General features: G+C 47.7%; 24 protein-coding genes and 1 other RNA gene. 6 read left to right on the top strand and 19 right to left on the bottom strand.

The genetic code is table 11. From position 1 onward, the window contains the following. Positions 1-31: 31 nt before the first annotated feature. Positions 32-439 carry a YopX family protein gene (locus tag ACLIN2_RS29715; protein WP_411502945.1) on the bottom strand — a complete coding sequence of 136 codons (408 nt, stop codon included), beginning with the start codon at positions 437-439 and terminating at the stop codon, positions 32-34. Positions 440-1,119: 680 nt separating this feature from the next. On the opposite strand from ACLIN2_RS29715, the gene ACLIN2_RS29710 reads away from it, so the two are divergent. Then, positions 1,120-1,305 carry a hypothetical protein gene (locus ACLIN2_RS29710; RefSeq protein ID WP_411502944.1) on the top strand — a complete coding sequence of 62 codons (186 nt, stop codon included), beginning with the start codon at positions 1,120-1,122 and terminating at the stop codon, positions 1,303-1,305. Between the two features lie 323 nt (positions 1,306-1,628). Then, the gene (locus ACLIN2_RS29705) at positions 1,629-1,844 is read left to right on the top strand and encodes a hypothetical protein (protein ID WP_411502943.1); all 216 of its coding nucleotides are present in this window, start codon (positions 1,629-1,631) and stop codon (positions 1,842-1,844) included. Here the strand turns inward: ACLIN2_RS29705 and ACLIN2_RS29700 are convergent. The 12 genes from ACLIN2_RS29700 to ACLIN2_RS29645 all read right to left on the bottom strand — a co-directional run bounded on the left by ACLIN2_RS29700 (position 1,838) and on the right by ACLIN2_RS29645 (position 11,790). Next, positions 1,838-3,724 (bottom strand): DNA cytosine methyltransferase, encoded by a 1,887-nt coding sequence (locus ACLIN2_RS29700; RefSeq protein ID WP_411502942.1) that lies wholly within the window; start codon positions 3,722-3,724, stop codon positions 1,838-1,840. The genes ACLIN2_RS29705 and ACLIN2_RS29700 overlap by 7 nt on opposite strands. Continuing rightward, a complete protein-coding gene (locus ACLIN2_RS29695) occupies positions 3,721-3,879 on the bottom strand; it encodes a hypothetical protein (RefSeq protein WP_411502941.1) in 159 nt (52 codons plus the stop codon). Before ACLIN2_RS29695 ends, ACLIN2_RS29700 begins: the two co-directional genes overlap by 4 nt. A 35-nt stretch (positions 3,880-3,914) precedes the next feature. Next, positions 3,915-4,964 carry a hypothetical protein gene (locus tag ACLIN2_RS29690; protein WP_411502940.1) on the bottom strand — a complete coding sequence of 350 codons (1,050 nt, stop codon included), beginning with the start codon at positions 4,962-4,964 and terminating at the stop codon, positions 3,915-3,917. A gap of 22 nt (positions 4,965-4,986) precedes the next feature. Beyond that, positions 4,987-5,469 carry a RusA family crossover junction endodeoxyribonuclease gene (locus ACLIN2_RS29685; protein ID WP_122922087.1) on the bottom strand — a complete coding sequence of 161 codons (483 nt, stop codon included), beginning with the start codon at positions 5,467-5,469 and terminating at the stop codon, positions 4,987-4,989. 7 nt (positions 5,470-5,476) lie between these two features. Further along, positions 5,477-5,629, bottom strand: coding sequence for a hypothetical protein (locus ACLIN2_RS29680; RefSeq protein ID WP_411502939.1), 153 nt, complete (start codon positions 5,627-5,629; stop codon positions 5,477-5,479). Further along, positions 5,626-5,838: a hypothetical protein gene (locus ACLIN2_RS29675; protein WP_411502938.1), complete on the bottom strand. Its 213-nt coding sequence runs from the start codon at positions 5,836-5,838 to the stop codon at positions 5,626-5,628. Before ACLIN2_RS29675 ends, ACLIN2_RS29680 begins: the two co-directional genes overlap by 4 nt. Beyond that, on the bottom strand, positions 5,823-7,196 hold the full coding sequence (gene dnaB, locus ACLIN2_RS29670) for a replicative DNA helicase (protein ID WP_411504618.1): 1,374 nt from the start codon (positions 7,194-7,196) through the stop codon (positions 5,823-5,825). The genes ACLIN2_RS29675 and dnaB overlap by 16 nt, the downstream gene beginning before the upstream one ends. A 37-nt stretch (positions 7,197-7,233) precedes the next feature. After that, positions 7,234-7,959 carry an ATP-binding protein gene (locus tag ACLIN2_RS29665; protein WP_411502937.1) on the bottom strand — a complete coding sequence of 242 codons (726 nt, stop codon included), beginning with the start codon at positions 7,957-7,959 and terminating at the stop codon, positions 7,234-7,236. Between the two features lie 58 nt (positions 7,960-8,017). Next, on the bottom strand, positions 8,018-8,986 hold the full coding sequence (locus ACLIN2_RS29660) for a hypothetical protein (protein WP_411502936.1): 969 nt from the start codon (positions 8,984-8,986) through the stop codon (positions 8,018-8,020). 201 nt (positions 8,987-9,187) lie between these two features. After that, on the bottom strand, positions 9,188-9,352 hold the full coding sequence (locus tag ACLIN2_RS29655; RefSeq protein WP_411502935.1) for a DUF6906 family protein: 165 nt from the start codon (positions 9,350-9,352) through the stop codon (positions 9,188-9,190). 12 nt (positions 9,353-9,364) lie between these two features. After that, a complete protein-coding gene (locus ACLIN2_RS29650) occupies positions 9,365-10,282 on the bottom strand; it encodes a RecT family recombinase (protein ID WP_411502934.1) in 918 nt (305 codons plus the stop codon). After that, positions 10,279-11,790: an AAA family ATPase gene (locus ACLIN2_RS29645; protein ID WP_411504617.1), complete on the bottom strand. Its 1,512-nt coding sequence runs from the start codon at positions 11,788-11,790 to the stop codon at positions 10,279-10,281. Before ACLIN2_RS29645 ends, ACLIN2_RS29650 begins: the two co-directional genes overlap by 4 nt. Positions 11,791-11,847: 57 nt before the next feature. Here ACLIN2_RS29645 and ACLIN2_RS29640 point away from each other — a divergent pair, with 57 nt between their 5' ends. Next, entirely contained in the window at positions 11,848-12,246 is a 399-nt protein-coding gene (locus ACLIN2_RS29640; protein ID WP_411502933.1) for a hypothetical protein, read from the top strand. Positions 12,247-12,712: 466 nt separating this feature from the next. Here the strand turns inward: ACLIN2_RS29640 and ACLIN2_RS29635 are convergent. The 6 genes from ACLIN2_RS29635 to ACLIN2_RS29610 form a co-directional block, all read right to left on the bottom strand. Beyond that, positions 12,713-12,781: hammerhead ribozyme type II (locus ACLIN2_RS29635), an RNA gene on the bottom strand. Next, positions 12,780-13,010, bottom strand: a complete 231-nt coding sequence (locus tag ACLIN2_RS29630) for a hypothetical protein (RefSeq protein ID WP_411502932.1) — start codon at positions 13,008-13,010, stop codon at positions 12,780-12,782. The genes ACLIN2_RS29635 and ACLIN2_RS29630 overlap by 2 nt, the downstream gene beginning before the upstream one ends. Continuing rightward, positions 12,991-13,263, bottom strand: a complete 273-nt coding sequence (locus tag ACLIN2_RS29625) for a hypothetical protein (RefSeq protein WP_411502931.1) — start codon at positions 13,261-13,263, stop codon at positions 12,991-12,993. The genes ACLIN2_RS29630 and ACLIN2_RS29625 overlap by 20 nt, the downstream gene beginning before the upstream one ends. A gap of 51 nt (positions 13,264-13,314) precedes the next feature. Further along, positions 13,315-13,692, bottom strand: coding sequence for a hypothetical protein (locus ACLIN2_RS29620; protein ID WP_411502930.1), 378 nt, complete (start codon positions 13,690-13,692; stop codon positions 13,315-13,317). Then, positions 13,689-14,321 (bottom strand): helix-turn-helix domain-containing protein, encoded by a 633-nt coding sequence (locus ACLIN2_RS29615; protein ID WP_411502929.1) that lies wholly within the window; start codon positions 14,319-14,321, stop codon positions 13,689-13,691. Before ACLIN2_RS29615 ends, ACLIN2_RS29620 begins: the two co-directional genes overlap by 4 nt. A 263-nt stretch (positions 14,322-14,584) precedes the next feature. Further along, positions 14,585-14,821, bottom strand: coding sequence for a helix-turn-helix transcriptional regulator (locus tag ACLIN2_RS29610; RefSeq protein WP_122922060.1), 237 nt, complete (start codon positions 14,819-14,821; stop codon positions 14,585-14,587). A gap of 164 nt (positions 14,822-14,985) precedes the next feature. Here ACLIN2_RS29610 and ACLIN2_RS29605 point away from each other — a divergent pair, with 164 nt between their 5' ends. The 3 genes from ACLIN2_RS29605 (at position 14,986) to ACLIN2_RS29595 (ending at position 16,375) form a co-directional block, all read left to right on the top strand. Further along, a complete protein-coding gene (locus ACLIN2_RS29605) occupies positions 14,986-15,336 on the top strand; it encodes a helix-turn-helix domain-containing protein (protein ID WP_122922061.1) in 351 nt (116 codons plus the stop codon). Positions 15,337-15,404: 68 nt separating this feature from the next. Further along, positions 15,405-16,022: an ImmA/IrrE family metallo-endopeptidase gene (locus ACLIN2_RS29600; protein WP_411502928.1), complete on the top strand. Its 618-nt coding sequence runs from the start codon at positions 15,405-15,407 to the stop codon at positions 16,020-16,022. Continuing rightward, on the top strand, positions 16,019-16,375 hold the full coding sequence (locus ACLIN2_RS29595; protein ID WP_411502927.1) for a hypothetical protein: 357 nt from the start codon (positions 16,019-16,021) through the stop codon (positions 16,373-16,375). Before ACLIN2_RS29600 ends, ACLIN2_RS29595 begins: the two co-directional genes overlap by 4 nt. Positions 16,376-16,445 lie beyond the last annotated feature (70 nt).

Below are 16,445 nucleotides of genomic sequence, written 5' to 3'. Positions count from 1 at the left end.
CCTTACTTTACAATACCTAGTTTCTCTTTTGTTAAGTAGCCAGCAGCGACTCTGGCTTTTCATAAATGTTGCCGATGACTTCACACCTCTTGAAATCCATATCTCCTGGTCCATACCAATCTCCAGCATCAAATACGAAGCACGCCTCTTCTTCTATCCATCTCACAACGTGGTCAAAGATATCTCCGCAGTCGTTAAGTCGAACAATATCCCCCTCATAAATCTCCTTGCCGTTCTTGTCGCGGAGACCCGTGAATTGCATGAGCTCCACTTCGTAAAGGTATTTGGAGGTGCATTCATGCGGTTCATCACAATCAACAAACTCGCTCATAAAGGCTGGTGTCCCTTCGTCTTGCCACCAATTTAGAACCATCGGAAACATCATTTTGCTTCGATCTGGGTCCCATGCCCTAAATCCGATTACTCGACCCGCTTTCATCTCGTTCCCTCCCATAGGCACCGATCCGATCCGTGCCGATCTAATCTGCGATTACTCTCTATCCCAGTCATAGAGTACATTGCTGCACTCAGCGCTAAGCGTTTTGCTCAGCTTCATCAACTCTGATACCTCTTCTTTGGTGAGATCCGGGTATTTAATGGTTAACCCGGTCGAACAGCTCTTTCAGATCCATCCCATCTCACTCCTTATCAAAAGTAATGTTTTGTCAAACTATCTAATTCCCACTCGAATAAGAATATGGTTGGATGTTTCTCCATGTTGTCACTCATAACTGAGTAATTACATGAAGTTTCTTGATTTTGGATAATTAAAGGGCATATAATAAAATCGTGAGGCCATTCCACATAGTCAAGGGGGTGCTTTTATATGGAAAAAACGTTAAATGTTGAAAGATTTTTGATCACTTTCACCGATTTTTATATCAAATGAAACCGGACCGTTAACGAAAAGGGTTTACTTTTGGTAGGGTAAACCGCCAGTTTTCCATTGAAACTTCCTTGATGGTTGACCTCACAAGTCACAAATTATCCACTGGGCGAATCTAGTAGTACCAATTTCTCTTCACTTCCTCTAATGCTGGGGAGTGGCTGACAGCCTTCTCCCCGCCTGAGCTAAGCGAATGCTTACTCTTGTATATTAACTATTGGAGGAAGTTGAAAATGGGAAACTGGAGAAATACTACCAAGATTTACCTTGAGTATCTGCTGTTCATTGTAGGTGTGTACGGCCCGGTGGCATTCACTTGGCTGTATAGTGCCATCTTGACGATGTCACCAGCCTATTTCGGATATGTGGGTACTACGCTGTGCTGGATGGTTTTATACTTCTTTTACAAGAAACTGTAGGCCACTACATAGCGGTGGAGACAACGGAGGGGCGTCATGAACCCCTCTTTTGTTTTTTCTCCTCCTAATACCCCTTATCTATACATGCCCCTTTACTACAGAAATTCAACTAGCACCTTGATACCAAATTACCGCTCTGTTAAGCAACCAAATGATAGACAAGTGCTCCCAGCCCAACTACAGTTGCAATCCCAATCCCGACAACGGTCCAAACAAGAATGACTGCTCCATTAACCCCGGCTGAGTACATATTCCATCGTCCTCCTAGTCCTTTTTTTGTCCCAACTCCGCGTGACATACTTACAAAGAAGGAGTTGAGTACATTGGAAAAATCATTTTATTACGCAGTCCCTTGGGACGAGGTCAGCTACCTTAAGGAGGCACTGACCTCTATGGAAATCCCCTTTGCCATCGAGCAAGGTGACCGGCTGCCGCTAAATCCCGGTGAGGTTGCTTTTGTGTTCCCTGACCTTCATATCCGGATCTATCAAGGTGTTCGGGAGCTATTCGGCGAACACGGTCAACGCTATCCTCAATGAACCAATTGGGCTGGTTCTTGTTGTTCCTCGGGTTTCACCCAAATTTCCTCCGCAGCCATCATCCATGTCCCATCCTGTTCTGCCAACATCGATCGTAAGATGGTTTCTGCTATCGCCTTGGCAGCCGCTGGGGGCACTGCATTCCCGATACGTTCCCTCCATCTGGCATCATTACTACCTACCAGCTCAAAAGGTGTGCCATCATGCAACAATTCAGGGAAACCTTGCAGCATTGCCAACTCAAAAGTGGTAAGAGGCCGGTGCCATGTGCCATCTTCCGCAACGATGATCCACGTTCCCCTCTCGTTATCAGCAGGAATGCGTGGGTCAGCTACTGCTGCGGCTCCAGCATGAATATCACCGCTGCCGATAACAGTCTTGGCAGGCTCGTCCCAACTCTGTACCCCCAGCGTTCCTGATCGAGGCGCACATCCAAGGCGAGGGTCAGCTATGCTTTGTGCTCCCGATTGAATGTCAGGTGTACCAGTCACCGTACTGGCCGTGCCATCCCAGGCAAGAATCTGGCGTTTGTTCGTGTATCCCTTTTCCACACCAAGGCGTGGGTCTGCGATGCAAGGCGCGCCATTGTTAGGGCGAGCAGCTCCAGTGATCGTGTTAGCAGCTTCGTTGTACCGCATGACTCGATAAATTGCTCCGTGTGTTCCGTCTTTGAATTTTGTTCGCGGATCGCTGATCGCAGGTGCACCGCTTCCAAATCGGGTCCCCGTGACGCAGGATGCTGATTCGTCATAACTTTCAACCCGGTAAACCCCTGGATGACGACTACCTCTCTCTTTCAATCGCGGATCAGAGATAGAAACAGGGGCATTCATTATTCGTCCTGCTGAACGAATGGTCTGGGAGTGACTCTCCCAATCCTGCACCCCATAACCGCTTGGATACATGCTCTCAAGTTTCAAGCGTGGATCCGAAATGGCCTGCATGCTGTTACTTCTCCCGAAGCCAGGGGCACCTGTAACGGCTCCGCTTGGCTCATCCCATGCTCCAACACCCATCGCGCCTTTACGCGGCTCATAGGCGATCCTGTAGTTCTTCCAATCAATTTTTTCGAGGTCCCGCCAGTCTCCCCCAGCCGGAATAAGAGCCAACCTCACCCACGTTTTCCATTGAAGATTTGGCAGCTTGTGCATCGCCCCTCCTGCTGGGTCATTCGGTAACGGTAGTGGCCCGATCACTTCGCCGATCGCTCGAACACGTCGGAAAGGCGGTTTGTACACGAAATTAGAAAGCTTCTGAGGATTACGAGCGATCATAAGATAGCGGCGACGATGTTGAGCAAGACCACCGATTTCTCCACAGTTGTGACTTTCATCGTGGCAAACGTAGCCATACTTGTTGAGAAGCTGCTTGATCTCTTTTAGCAGCACGGCTCCTCTCGAGGTAATTCGCGGGACGTTCTCCAAAAGGAAAAGGGCCGGCAAATCATCTTCGAATGCTTCCAGACATAAGCGTAATCCTCTGACTGTCAGCTGATTAAGCGCCTGGTATTTCAATGTTTTGGCTGATTTCTCCGGAAGCAGACCGCTGAACCCTTTGCAGGGCGGGCTTGTAAAAACCATGTCAGGCGATCGACCACCTGCAGCCCTCCAAATATCATCTGGCCCGGCCTCCTGCCAATCATCTGGAGGCTCCTGTCCATGAAAAGCGCGATATTGCTCCTTGCTGAACAAATCCATTCGATATGCAGGGGCTCCTGTGATTCTTTCAAAATCTGCGCAGCCGTCTGGATCAGCATCAATGCCTGCGACTGTCTGGATTTGTCCGACCGCTCCACGCCATTCCTCTTTCGCTTGTTGAAATCCCAACGCGCCCCCGCCAATTCCGCAGAAAAGATGCAGGGAGGTAAAAGTTGTTTTCAATTCGTCCCCCTCCCGTTCCAAGGCTGTCTTGCTCCGCCAACTTTCCAATTGTTCACTTTCGGGTTAACGATCGACTGCTTGATATGCTCGTTGACCTGTCTAGTGATAAATCCACGTTTCCAAGGGTGATCCGATTTAGGTTTTATGGCTGTCATATAATCCCGCCTCTCTTTGGGGGTGAGGAGCAGCATTACGCTGCCCCTGGCTCCTCACCGTTTTGCTTCGCCATATGTTCAGCTACGAGCTTCTTGTATTTCGACCACGCCGCTTGCAGCTTGGTGGAAGAGATATTGATAGATGCAGCAATTTTGATCCAAGTCTCGCCACCGCGTCGGCGGGAGAGCAATGCAGGGAAGTCGTATGTGATCTCTTCGAACACTGGAGCTTGTCCGCTCAGAATGAAGTTCTCTACTGCCTCTTTATCGATGGTGCCCTCTGCCTCTGGAGTTACCGACACGTTCTCACCACTGTCCAAATCTCCAGATTCTTTCGACGTTTCTCCAAACACAGGTAGGGAATCGTCTACCTCCTCGCCCTCGTCATCAAAGATGGCAAACTCGAGGCTATCAGATACACCATTTTCAGCAGGTGCTGCCGGTTCCTGCTCATTGTCCGTAGCTGGTGCGTCATCTTGTGCGACTGGTTTTTCTTCGCTGTCATTTGCTGCCTTTGACTTATCCTTGCCCTTTCTCCACTCGTCCCATTTCAATGCCATCGGAGCGACACGGCTGCGGTACTGGTCGACAAGATCCACGATCTTACCACTCGACATTTCAAGTTCAGAAGCAATTTTCATGTAAGTCTCACCCGCCAGCTTCCGAGAAATGATATTCTGGAAGTCATAAGGCAAATCATCAAATTGTGGAGCAAATCCCTCGCGAATGAAATCATCGATGACGGTACGTTCTGCCTCTTCTTGTTCCTCTTTTGTCGGGATCTTCTCTTTCGGCAGACCCAATTCCGCTTCAAGCTGTTCTCCCTCTGGTTTCACTTCATGAACAATTCCAGTGTCGTCCACTTTGTATCCAATCACAGGCTTATTGGTTTGGGTGTTAATCGCAACGTTATAGTTAACAACCAGCGAATCTAGCGTCGCTTCCGCTCTGCGATCGATCATGCTGCTCAGCGGATCAATCTTGCCCTGCAGATCACTAATGCTCGTTTCCAAAACAATCTCAACGATACCCTTTGGTTTCAGGTTTACTTTCTTCACCAGCGGTTTAAATTCCATGTAGCTCATCTTCCACACTCTCCCTCAGTTTTTATATGTCGAGTACTAACTGATTTTTAGATGGCTTGTTTTTTCGTGTGAGCTTGTCCTTCTCGATCAGACCGCCAGCAATCGGCTCTATTTCGATTCGCGGGTTTACCCGGTCAATTTGAAAATCCTGATACTGGATCAATGCCTGACTGTCATCTTCGTAGATGATCCCTTCTAGAGCATCAGCCCAAGCTTTGTCCGTGTTATGGCAGTCCTTGGACTTGGCGTCGTTCCAGTAGATCCAAACGCGGAGGATTACTTTCCGGCCTACTACCGGCTCCCAATCGTAATCCATTGCCCAATCCACAGCAGCCTCCGACACCCGCTCTTTGTACAGTTGCCCCCATTTACCGAGCGTTGGCCGATTTTGAACGATCGTGTAAAGATGGTTCCATGTAGGCACGACCCAAATATTTTCCATCTGCTTTGTCGTTTTGTTTCGGCGTCTCTTTTCCATCAGCAGAGGGATAATCAACCTACTCATCATGGGATCAAGCGCCTCTCCGTTCATTGCGCTTCCGTTCAAATCGAGCCCACTCATCCTGAAGCTCAGCCAGGGATGCCTCTTCCACAGGCTTACCGCATGCTTCTGTTATTCCAAGTCGCAGTAATTTGCTCAATAAAATTTCTCGCAATAATCTCAAGATGTCTCTCCTCCTTTTCGTTTCACCATGTAAACAAACTGGTTGTCTTTTCGTACAGCTTTGTAATCGGGGTACCTTTTTGCGTATGCAGCCCACCACTCTTTCATAGCAGCAGATCGTTTATTCCTGTCTGTTATTGCTAGCAATTTTGCTGGGATAGGCACCTTGACCGGGATGACTTCAGTCAGTCCGTTTATTTCCTCTGCCATGGAGCATCGTCATCCTCCTCATCGTCTTGGCCACCGTGTACATCCTTGATACTCATCTGGCGTGTTAGATCAACGAACTTGTTGTACTCCTTCAGGAAAGCCAGCTCGACGGTTCCAGTTGGGCCGTTACGTTGTTTCGCGATAATGACCTCGATCACGTTCTTGTTCTCCGACTCCCTGTCGTAATAATCATCCCGGTAGAGGAATGCCACGATGTCCGCATCCTGCTCGATGGAGCCCGATTCTCGAATGTCCGACATCATCGGTCTCTTGTCTTGCCGCTGCTCGACGGACCGGCTCAATTGCGACAATGCGATGATGGGTACGTTCAGTTCTCGAGCAATGCTCTTGAGAGTCCTTGAGATTTCCGAGACTTCTTCCTGTCTGTTGCCCGTCCTGGTCCTAAGGCGTACCAGCTGCAGGTAATCAATCAGGATGGCTCCAAGCCTACCACCGTGTTCGTTCATCAGGCGCATGGCCTTCGCTTTGATGTCACTTACCGTAATGCCTGGGGTATCGTCTATAAAGATCGGTTTCTTGGATAAACTGGCAATGCTGTTTGTAAGTTTCAGCCAATCATCAGCCTGCAGTTTGCCTGTTCTTAATCGTTCTGCCTCGATGTTGCCTTCCGCGCAGATCATACGTTGCAGGAGTTGTTCCGCGCTCATTTCCAGGGAGAAAATAGCGATTGGATCTGTTGTTTCATCTGCTGCCTTCTGCGCGACATTTAATGCAAAAGCTGTTTTTCCTACCGAAGGACGAGCTGCAACGATGATCAAATCAGACCTTTGCAAGCCGCTTGTTATCCGATCCAAGTCTCGGAACCCACTTGGCAAACCTGTTACTTCACCCAGTTCGTTATTCGCGTTTTGCTCGATGCTTTCGTAGACATTGAGCAGCACATCCTTGGTAGGACGAAACCCTTTGCTTTGGGAACTCGCGGCTACTTCTTGGAGCGTCTTTTCCAAGGTCTCCACAGCAACCGCCAGGTCTACCTCTTCCTCGATCAGCCTCGGCAGCCGAAGAGCAGCCAGATAAAGTTTTCGTAGGTTTGCCTTCTCACGAACGATACGGGCATAGTGTTCAACGTTGGCCGCAGTGGGAACTGACCGCGCAATCTCTGTCAAATAGGCGACGCCCCCCACTTCCTCCAACAGCTTGTCGTCCTGTAGTTCCGATGTAACTGTAACAAGGTCAATAGGCCGTCCCTTTTGATTGAGTGTCACCATCGTCTTAAAAATGTGCTGGTGCTGAGTGGAATACATGTCCTCTGGCAAGCAGATAGAGAATGCCAACGGGAAGTAGGTTTGATTCAAAAGCAGCGCTCCGATTACACTCTGTTCAGCCTGCATACTCATCAGGGATGAGCTGAATGCCTCGGTTTCTGTCGCGATGTTATCCAAGCCCCTTCACCCTCCCAGCCAACCAGTCATGATGTCTGTCGTTGATAAGGCCGCGTTCGCTTTCTCCATTCAGCGTAACGGTGACCGAGTTTTCCAAGATGCGATCTGCAATCCGCGTGCCCTGATTACCCATCCAGTGTTCCAACCCTTCTGGTGTCAGGTTGCTGGAGTAGATGATGGGACGCTTCTTGCTTCTCGCATTGATGACGTCCAGCAATTTCTCTGCACGAGAGTCATACGGTACTTCCCCGCCCACATCGTCCAAGAGTAAAACATCGCAGGTGTAGAGGACCTTCAGGAGCCGACGCTCGTACTCGTAATCCTCCACTTTGGTAACCTCTCTGAACCGTTGGAACATGTGATAGGTCGTCATGAATACTGCCGATGCTCTCTGCCCGATCAAGTCCCTGTAGATGCCGGTGAGCAGGTGGGTCTTTCCAAGGCCATTTGTTCCGTTGATGTATATTCCCAAACCCGGACGCTCTTTTTGCCACTCGCTGTATGTATCCGCGAAGTTCTGAGCTATCTTGAGTGCATTCTCTCGCCCAGGGCGCCTGCTGTAGTTCCCAAGCGTTGCTCTTGGGATAAGCTTGTCCCGGCTCGTAAACTCTTGGCATAAGGTTAGCCAGTCACGTCGCTGCTTTTCCGCCTCAAGAGCCTCTCTTGCCTTTGTTTCGCACGGGCAGGTAACAGAGCCCCATCTGATTTGACCAAACATCTCTAAGCGTTTCGGTTCAAGATGTGTACCGCAATGAGGGCACTTCCTAGCAGGCGGCTTAGAAACTTCTACGCTTCTGGTGATACTCTGCCCGTCCTGAGTCAGTACCTGTTGGAGTGACTTCACGGCTTGCACCTCCCTGATTCCTGAGCTTTAGCATCTTCTGACGTGCTTCGTATTCTGTCGTTCTCCTGATAATTCCGTAGGTGTATTCTTCCGGCTTATCGTCATGCTGCATGATGTGAACACTGAGGGCGTATAGGATAATGGCTGCCCGACCGTCCTGATTATCTGCCAGTTTTTTGTTTTGCCAATAGGACAAAATCTTGTCCCATATCTTCTTGGCTTTGCTGGTTGCGATCCGTCCCGTTGCTCTCGTCAGGCGGATGGTGTTGAAGTATTCAGTGAACAGTTTTCTTGGTAAAGTGGATATGGGGTTGACGAGCATTTGCGAGTCAACAAAGGATTCAACATGCTCCAAACTTGCCAACTGCTCACATAAGTCTTTTAATTCTTTTTGTTGTTTATCTGTGGTTAATACTGTAGTTAAAGAGTCGCCCTCAAATTCGCCCTTGTATTCGCCCTTCAATTCGCCCTCATCCTCTTTTGATGTGCCATGAACCCTTGGTGCTATTGGCTTTTCTGGAGGTGCTAATTCGCCCTCGCATTCGCCCTTTAATTCGTCCTTTAATTCGCCCTTTTTGGTGTAAAAATCGAGGTTTTGGAACTGGTCGTAATGCATGATAGTTATCCGAATTCCCCTCTTACGATCCTTGAAAGACTCGATTGAGATGAGCCCCTGCAGCTTCAAATGATCCAATGAACCCCTGATTTGCTTATCCGTCCATCCTGTATCCTTCGACAACTGGAGTGTAGAGGTGATGAGCTGCCCCCGCTTACATCCAGCCGTATCTTTGTAGTTCGCCTGCTCGACCAAGTCGAAAAATAGCAGTTTGTCCCTTTTTGATCGCCAGGATGAACGGGGGAGGACAAAAAACCCCGTTGTCCCGTATTCTGATATGCCCATCCCCTGCCTCCTCTCATGACACTCGTCGATGGCTCACTACCTCCAGAAAGGTCAAGGGGACTTCCCATATGTGGAGCTTTCTTCTCCCCTTGCCTTTCAGCACCGCCCATTCTTCACCGTTGCGCCGAAAGGTTTTTGAGACCTTCCAGCGCATGAATCGAAGCTCGTATTCTTGACCTTTCATGCTTCTCACCCCCACAGTCACGCGGAGCGGAGAGGAACGACCTTTTTCTTCCCCGTCACTTTATGCTCCAGATGCCATTCGGTCGGCAACTTCTTCCGGATCAACCAGTTGTCCGGTTGGAGCTTTGGCAATAAATGCTTCAGGAACTGCTTTTCTTTCAGCTGTAATCCCCGTGTCTTCATCCCGTTTCCCCCTCACGGTTGGTCAAAAAGGTTGAAATCATCTTCATCAGCTTGTCCATCGTTGTCCCCGCCACCCGTTTGTGAAGCGATCTCCAGCTCCATGATTTTTCGCAGCCCAACGACCTCTGTAAGCTTCAACTGGCGAGCTATTTTTCCGGTTTTCTCCTTAATGAATGCCTTCAGATCGTCTTCGGAATAACTCAGCGTTTCGCTCAACCGTCGAATCTCTTCCCACGCGTTTTTCATCTCGACTTCTGGATCAATATGCTTCCCTTCATCAACCTCGATCGTTTTCGTCGGCGTCATATCAATCACTGGTTTGGATTGGTCTGGCTGGTACGTCGGAATGCTGGAGGTGGGCTCGCTCGGCTGCTCATCCTCGCCGATCTCGATGCCGAACTGGAGCTTTAACGCACGCTTGATCGCATGTTTGCGAATCATGTCATCGTAGTAATTGGCCCACATGTTCTTGTTGTTACCTGTCTCCATCGCCTTCGTTTCTTCTTTACCGATCAGGACCAATACAGAAGGGAAGTTTTTACGATGAGCAATGCAGTACGCGCCGACCGTCTTTCCTCGAGTAAATCCGCTGACCTTGTGCTCCACTTCAGCCTTGATCACATCAGCTTGGAAATGGTCGTTTTCTTTCACAACCTCTGCCGTAAAGCCAGCGAAATCCTCACGGCGCCTTGCAATCGCCTGGATGCCCTCCACGCTGATCTGGATGTTGGCTTTGTCTCCGTACTTGATGAAATAAATCTGATTCAAAAACGGATTTAGCTGTGCTGACTGGCACATGTTGATGAACAAGGAAAGTTCGTGCGGTGTCGCACCGCGCGCAATAGTATTGACTAGCGTATCGCGCTCTTCCTTGGTGAAAGCAGGGACCACATTATTTGTAGCCACCTGCGCGATAGCGTTTTGACTCATGAAGCCTTCGCCTCCTGTTTAGCAGTAGTTTCGATTTTCAAAGGGCCAGGCACAACTCGAGAGATGAATACTTGTGATGGAACCCTCGGGATCTCCACAACACTTTCTGCGTTATCGATGAAGACTGGAAAGTGATTACCGGACAGATTCATAAGAGCTGTGGCTACTTCCAAGCCTGCTTTCATCTTTTCAGATAGGGACAGCAACCTGAACGGAACACCGCCGCGCTCTATCTCAAACGTTGGCTTGTAATCATCTGTCGATTTCACATGATCAAACAGGCGGACCGACACTGTGGTAAAGAGATCATTGATTTTCTTCACCATTAGCTCTGCACGCTTTGCTCGGAAGTTTTTTACGCAGCTGATCATGTAGTTGGCATGTGCGAATGCCTTGCTTTGCGTCTTTGCTGCTTCTTCTGCTTCGTTTACTTTTTGGTTCATTTCAGTGATCCGTGCGGCGGCGGCCTTTACTCGCTCGAGCATCGCTATTTCGTCCAGAAAGGGCTTTGGATCAAAGGTTGCTTCGTCCTCTGGCAGCAAGTCCAACTCTGCCTTAAGCTTTTGAATCTCCGTTTTCAGGTTCAGCATCGCCGTTTTCTTTTCGTTGATCTTTACCTGTTGGGCTGCCATCACATTCTCGATGTGAGAGTGTGGAAGTCCCTGCTTGCATGTTGGGCACATATCTGGAACAGGCTGTGTGGCCAGATAGTCGGCCTCACTCTTGAGTTGGCGACCATCGTTCATTTTGCGATCGATCTCCCGCTGAAGAGCTACCCGACGTTGTTTGATACCAGAGGTTGTCATTTGCGTTAGTTCTTCACGAATGTCTGCCATTCGCTCATCGATCTGATTGAAAGCGATAGGGCAAGATTCAATCGTTGCCTTGTCCGCTTCCCCTTGCTCCTGTAAGGTACGGATGCGGGCGCGTAATGCTGTTCCTTCCGCTTCTGATTTCTTGGCCGTCTCGCGCGCGATTTTCTCGATAGCATCCAGTTCACGCTTCTTCAGCTCCGGCTCAAGCATGTCTTTTTCGACGGTAGACAGCTCCGCCAGAACCTCTCCATTCGTTGGTTCCTGGACATACTGGGTAAGCTGCTTGCGCTGCTCCTCCCAATGCTGTGCTGTGAAAAACATAGGATTGAATTGAGAGAGGAATTGTTCCCTGGGTCCAATACTCTTGATGTGTTCCTCGTATTGTTTTGCCTTGATCGGCTCTTCGTTCAGGTGATAGGATGTTTTGCCACCGGCCAATGTTCTCCGGAACAAAGCAGGCTTTTGATCGAAATGAATGAGTGCCTCCACGTATGTTTCAGCTCCCGTGTATGTGGTGGGCAGAGGATCGAGCTTATTGCCCATCGCGTCCGTTCCGTAAAACAGCCAGGAAATCGAATCCGCGATCGTTGACTTTCCTTTTCCGTTGTCACCGTCAATTTTGACCAAGTGACTGCCGATAATCTCTAAGTGACGATGGCCTTTGAATTCATTTATGACCAGCCTTTCAACCATTACTTTCAAGCAAATACCTCCCACTTGTTTTTTGGGGGTCTATCCGCTACGATAAACTTGATTCCCAATCGTGCACCAAGACCGAAGACTCAGCGTTCCCGCGCTGGGTCTCTATTTTTTACAGGACTTTCCACCCATTATGTAGAAATTAAATGTCGGAAGAGCATTAACGTTGGTTCGGAACTCGGATTGGTGCTTAATGGAACTCCACACTTTATCAAGTTGTACTTCACTGATGATGGTATCAATCAAAAGCTCGACAACGGCAAAGCTCAGTTGATGCTATACCTCTTGAGAAAAGCTATTCATGAACAAATCGACGATGGTGATAGACTCGCAATCATAAACATCAAAAATAGTGCTTCTATTATTCGTGATAAAGAAATCGATGAGTTTACTGAGAAGAACCTGATTCTCAATTTAAAAAATTTCATCGAAGCCTGGAACATGGTTTAGTCTTTCTGTCTCTGAAGATCAATTAGCTGATTGATTTCCTCCAATGTGGAAGCTGAGTCGATCTGTGAAGCAATCGTTTGCCAGTCGACTCGGGCTTCCCACTCGTTCTCAAAAACACGTTTCTTGTCTTCTTCGCTTAGAGTTGCAAAATACTCAACATTGGATCTGACCGTTGCTAAGAGACACGGCATGCAGATCGGTTCCCACTCTCCAGACTCACGAGTAACAGCTTTATTCTTTTTACAGAAACGGCACTTACCTAGGTTTTTCAGATTCATCATCCCCTTTGCCGATTCACCTTCGTTTGATAGTCAGAATCAAATTAATTCTCAAACCTTGACCTTCACCAATTGCTTAATCAGCCCATCGCTTCCACCTCCACTCTCTAAGTCACGAGGCTGCCGCGCCCCAACCTCTACGCGGCTGTTGCAGTTCCATGCCTGCGCCACTCTTTCACCTCGTTATGTATGACCTATCTCATCAGTACCGGGCGGTCATCTCCGGCAGACCAGGGGGATTAGCCCCGGTTTCGACTATTTGAACAGACGTCTTGCTTGGTCTCTTACACCTTCTTGGAATTCACCCGGCGCCATCGTTGCTCGCAAATCGATCAGAATTTCCAACTCTTCGATCACATCGCGTACAGTCCAGGCCAACTTGTCCGTTTCGTCATCTAAATCGAAGGCCAAAGGGAGCAAGTGTTGCCGCCGTATCAATTCCGTCTTTTCAACGTGTTCTGGGAAGTCAAGCAGTGGCGCGTTCAAGGTAACCCTCCTCCTGCTTTGACACCGGTATAGGGGTTAACCCGTTCAGAAAATCACGCAGGCGGCATATCTCGTTCCAGTTCTGCAATACGATCGTCTGACCAGGTGACCACCCTATCCCAGCAATAAAATCTGGTGTTGACTCTATCCGAAGCGTGCCATCCGTTTTGTATGTCGCCATTCGTTCAAATTGACCACCCAGCAGTTCATTGGACACGATACCTTTTTCTTTCAATCGATTATCCAGTTTCATGGCTTGTCCTCCTCTGTGGAATTGTGGTATTCTTCCGATATCGAATTTTTTCTAAGCCGTCTGTTCGCTGCAGGCGGTTTTTTCTTTGTAACGAGATGCAATACTCTCTATCATCATTTGTTCACGTGCTTGCTTGATTTCTGCGACCTTGTCTGCGATTGCCCTGTCATACACCGGGTTTATTGTCATCCCCTTACGTTCAGAATGGTCAGCTCTTTCCCTTAATGAGTTGATAATCCACCCCAACTCTTCTTCATCCACCGGTTGCTCACGCTTGATCTTTGCGGCAAGTATCCAACGCTTATCTTTCAGCAAATCCATTGGTGTAAGAGCATCCCGCCTGGCCGTCTCAATCAGAGCAGTATGGATCGTGTCCCGATCCGTTGCAGAAAGGATCTCCAAGGTTTCTGGCCCCAAATATGCAGTCATAGAAGTGTCCCTCCTGTGAATAGAATTTCTTGGCGCTCTCGTCGCATTAACTCTCGTGGATCATTCACAACGATTTCGTGTGCTCTCGCCTCAACTAACCAATTGTGTTGGTGTATCGCAGGATCAATTCCGTATCGCTCATCCATCAAGATATGTACGTCGTCACCAGCCTGGAAAAGGTCCTCGATTTGTTTGCCAAGGTGCGTCAGTATCCGTTCGTCATCCTGAGTGACCGGCTGCCATGGGCGCCTGGTTCTTTCCCACTCAATCACGACTTCGGCCTCCTTGATAACGTCTCGGCATTGTTTGATCAGATTATTGAGTGACACCGTCAGGCTAGCCATCAAACGTGGATCAGTTGGCGGAGGAGCATCACCATACAGATGCTTAATCATTCGGATAGCATAATGATTGCCACAAGCTTGGACAAAATCCTCAGCGTCCTCCCGCATCGGGGTCGCTCGGCCGTTTATTACATCAGAAACCCACCTGGCCGATCGACCGATCTTCTTCCCGAGCGTCTCATACGTCAAATGCTCGCCTGTCCTTTGGTGACGGAAGGCGTATTCGCAAATATCGCTGATCCGAGACCGCGAGTAAATACTTACTGGCGCGTTACTGTTCCTCATCTGTTCTCCTCTTTTCTATTTGGTTTTCTAAGTACAATGAAACTGTGCTCATCTTCCAGACACTCCCTCGGCTGCTCACCGAGGGTTTTTCTTTAACCGAGCTGAGCTATTTTCGTCTCTTGCCGTCTGGCCGGTTATTCTTCCGAAGTGGCATCGGTGCACGCCTAACAGGTGCAAGCATTAACTTGAGGTCTACTGGTCTGTGTTGGGATAAGATTTCTTGAAGCTTTTTGGGATCTGGTTGGTTCATGTGTACCTCCTAGTCACGCAGGTTCCGGCGCTGAATAACACATTTTGTTGTTTTTATCTTCAAAAAAAATTTGTTCAACAGTGGTTTTTAAAACATCAGCAATCTGTTTGGCAGTATTGAGGTCAGGAGTTCTAGCCCCTGTTTCGTACATTCCATATGCACTTGTACTACATCCAATCTGCTCAGCAATATCTTTTTGAAGTAACCCAAGTTGCTTTCTACGTGAAATTAAATTGGTTCTCTTACTCATTTGGCATCACCTCCAAACAACAATATGTGTTATATCTGTCCTTATAATAAACAACGAATTGTTGTTTGTCAATGAAAATACTCCAATTTGTTGTATTCATTTTCACATACTGTTGTATTTGATATACTAAATACAACAATACGTTGTAACGGGTGTGATTTAATATGCCAACGGTTGGCGACAGAATTAGGATTGAACGATCTAAAAGGAAATGGAAGCAAGAAGACTTGGGCAAGAGGATTGGCGTTTCTGGAAGTGCTATTGGTATGTACGAACGTGGGGAACGGAAATTAGACGATGAAACACTCGGAAAGCTGGCTGATGTTTTTGAAGTTAACACTGATTACCTACTAGGTAGATCCAATGATCCCTCATCAACGTACTCAAATGGACAAGTAAACAGAGCCTTTCTAGAGCTCCCTGAAAACACCACTGACGAGGAAAAAGAGTTTCTACAAAAACAACTAGATCTCCAACTAGAAATCTTCCGTAGCCTAAAAAAGAAAGACAAATAAAATAGCCCGTACTTGGGCTTTTCTTTTGAAACAAAAACAGAACATACGTTTGGTTAGGAGCTAATTTCATGTTACATTTCTACTACAAAACCTTTCTTGAAAATAAGGTTGAGGTTTTATACCGATCACATAACATCTTATCTCCGGACCACATTGACATTGACTTAATAGCTGATGTCTTCGGGATCACCATTGTGTCTTTACCAGGCGCAAAAGAAGAAGGTATATGGGATGACTATCGAGCTGCTGTATTCCTAAACGCCAACAAACCTTCTATTGAATCACGTGAAGCTTTCTTCCATGAGCTTAGTCACATCTTACTACACACTGGTAATCAACTTTCTATGAACAGGGGGCTCTTGGAGTTACAGGAAGAACAAGCAAATCATTTTCAACTTTACGCTGCCTTGCCTTTTTACATGATACAGCAGATCCACCTGCCCTCACATGAGGCAGACATCATACATGTTCTCTCCTCAGAGTTCCGGGTTACTCATCAACTTGCTAGAAAGCGCTGGGAACAGATACAACGACGTGTCTTTTCCGGGAAGCAGCAGCTTGAATTTGAAAACGAGCTGAAAAATCGATATCGCAGGGCCGATTCCTCTAATTGGTCAGACGAAACTAAATCTTTGTACGAATTGGCCATACATAGAAAACAACAGAAGGAGCTACACGCAAAATGATTCTAACGATTTATAACCAGTATCAAGACGATCAATCATATCCCATCTGGCTTGTAGTCACCATAGATAAAGACGTTTGGGAAAAAGGAATCGTATACTTTTCAGTTCATCAAGATATTGTACAGAAAGACATGGACGAATTCCCAGAGGAGATCCTTTCCTTCTCCGTTTATCAAGAAGACCTTTTACTTTCCAAAGAGATTTTCGGGAAAGTTGGCATTCAACTATCCCAGATTAAGGCCCGTTCATCTGAACAGGTCTCAAGCCTCCCTGCAGTAAGTCAACTACTGATACGCGTCATCGACCTGGAAGAAATCTTAACCTTATCCAAAGTCACGGTAGCCACAGATTAGAACGTATAGATACGGAGGCACTTCGCATGTTTTACGATACAAGCTAATTGCATGCAAAATTAAACTTTAA

This window comes from Brevibacillus centrosporus (assembly GCF_046622605.1).
Taxonomy (GTDB): domain Bacteria; phylum Bacillota; class Bacilli; order Brevibacillales; family Brevibacillaceae; genus Brevibacillus; species Brevibacillus centrosporus.
Note: the sequence above shows the minus strand (reverse complement) of the source record. Positions and strands in the feature narration are given on the sequence as shown.

Coding starts and splice junctions, on each gene's coding strand:
- ACLIN2_RS29715 (WP_411502945.1), bottom strand. CDS start 439: ATGAAAGCGGGTCGAGTAATCGGATTTAGGGCATGGGACCCAGATCGA.
- ACLIN2_RS29710 (WP_411502944.1), top strand. CDS start 1,120: ATGGGAAACTGGAGAAATACTACCAAGATTTACCTTGAGTATCTGCTG.
- ACLIN2_RS29695 (WP_411502941.1), bottom strand. CDS start 3,879: ATGACAGCCATAAAACCTAAATCGGATCACCCTTGGAAACGTGGATTT.
- ACLIN2_RS29690 (WP_411502940.1), bottom strand. CDS start 4,964: ATGAGCTACATGGAATTTAAACCGCTGGTGAAGAAAGTAAACCTGAAA.
- ACLIN2_RS29685 (WP_122922087.1), bottom strand. CDS start 5,469: ATGAGTAGGTTGATTATCCCTCTGCTGATGGAAAAGAGACGCCGAAAC.
- ACLIN2_RS29675 (WP_411502938.1), bottom strand. CDS start 5,838: ATGGCAGAGGAAATAAACGGACTGACTGAAGTCATCCCGGTCAAGGTG.
- dnaB (WP_411504618.1), bottom strand. CDS start 7,196: ATGAGTATGCAGGCTGAACAGAGTGTAATCGGAGCGCTGCTTTTGAAT.
- ACLIN2_RS29665 (WP_411502937.1), bottom strand. CDS start 7,959: ATGTTTGGTCAAATCAGATGGGGCTCTGTTACCTGCCCGTGCGAAACA.
- ACLIN2_RS29660 (WP_411502936.1), bottom strand. CDS start 8,986: ATGGGCATATCAGAATACGGGACAACGGGGTTTTTTGTCCTCCCCCGT.
- ACLIN2_RS29655 (WP_411502935.1), bottom strand. CDS start 9,352: ATGAAGACACGGGGATTACAGCTGAAAGAAAAGCAGTTCCTGAAGCAT.
- ACLIN2_RS29650 (WP_411502934.1), bottom strand. CDS start 10,282: ATGAGTCAAAACGCTATCGCGCAGGTGGCTACAAATAATGTGGTCCCT.
- ACLIN2_RS29645 (WP_411504617.1), bottom strand. CDS start 11,790: ATGGTTGAAAGGCTGGTCATAAATGAATTCAAAGGCCATCGTCACTTA.
- ACLIN2_RS29625 (WP_411502931.1), bottom strand. CDS start 13,263: ATGAAACTGGATAATCGATTGAAAGAAAAAGGTATCGTGTCCAATGAA.
- ACLIN2_RS29620 (WP_411502930.1), bottom strand. CDS start 13,692: ATGACTGCATATTTGGGGCCAGAAACCTTGGAGATCCTTTCTGCAACG.
- ACLIN2_RS29615 (WP_411502929.1), bottom strand. CDS start 14,321: ATGAGGAACAGTAACGCGCCAGTAAGTATTTACTCGCGGTCTCGGATC.
- ACLIN2_RS29610 (WP_122922060.1), bottom strand. CDS start 14,821: ATGAGTAAGAGAACCAATTTAATTTCACGTAGAAAGCAACTTGGGTTA.
- ACLIN2_RS29605 (WP_122922061.1), top strand. CDS start 14,986: ATGCCAACGGTTGGCGACAGAATTAGGATTGAACGATCTAAAAGGAAA.
- ACLIN2_RS29600 (WP_411502928.1), top strand. CDS start 15,405: ATGTTACATTTCTACTACAAAACCTTTCTTGAAAATAAGGTTGAGGTT.
- ACLIN2_RS29595 (WP_411502927.1), top strand. CDS start 16,019: ATGATTCTAACGATTTATAACCAGTATCAAGACGATCAATCATATCCC.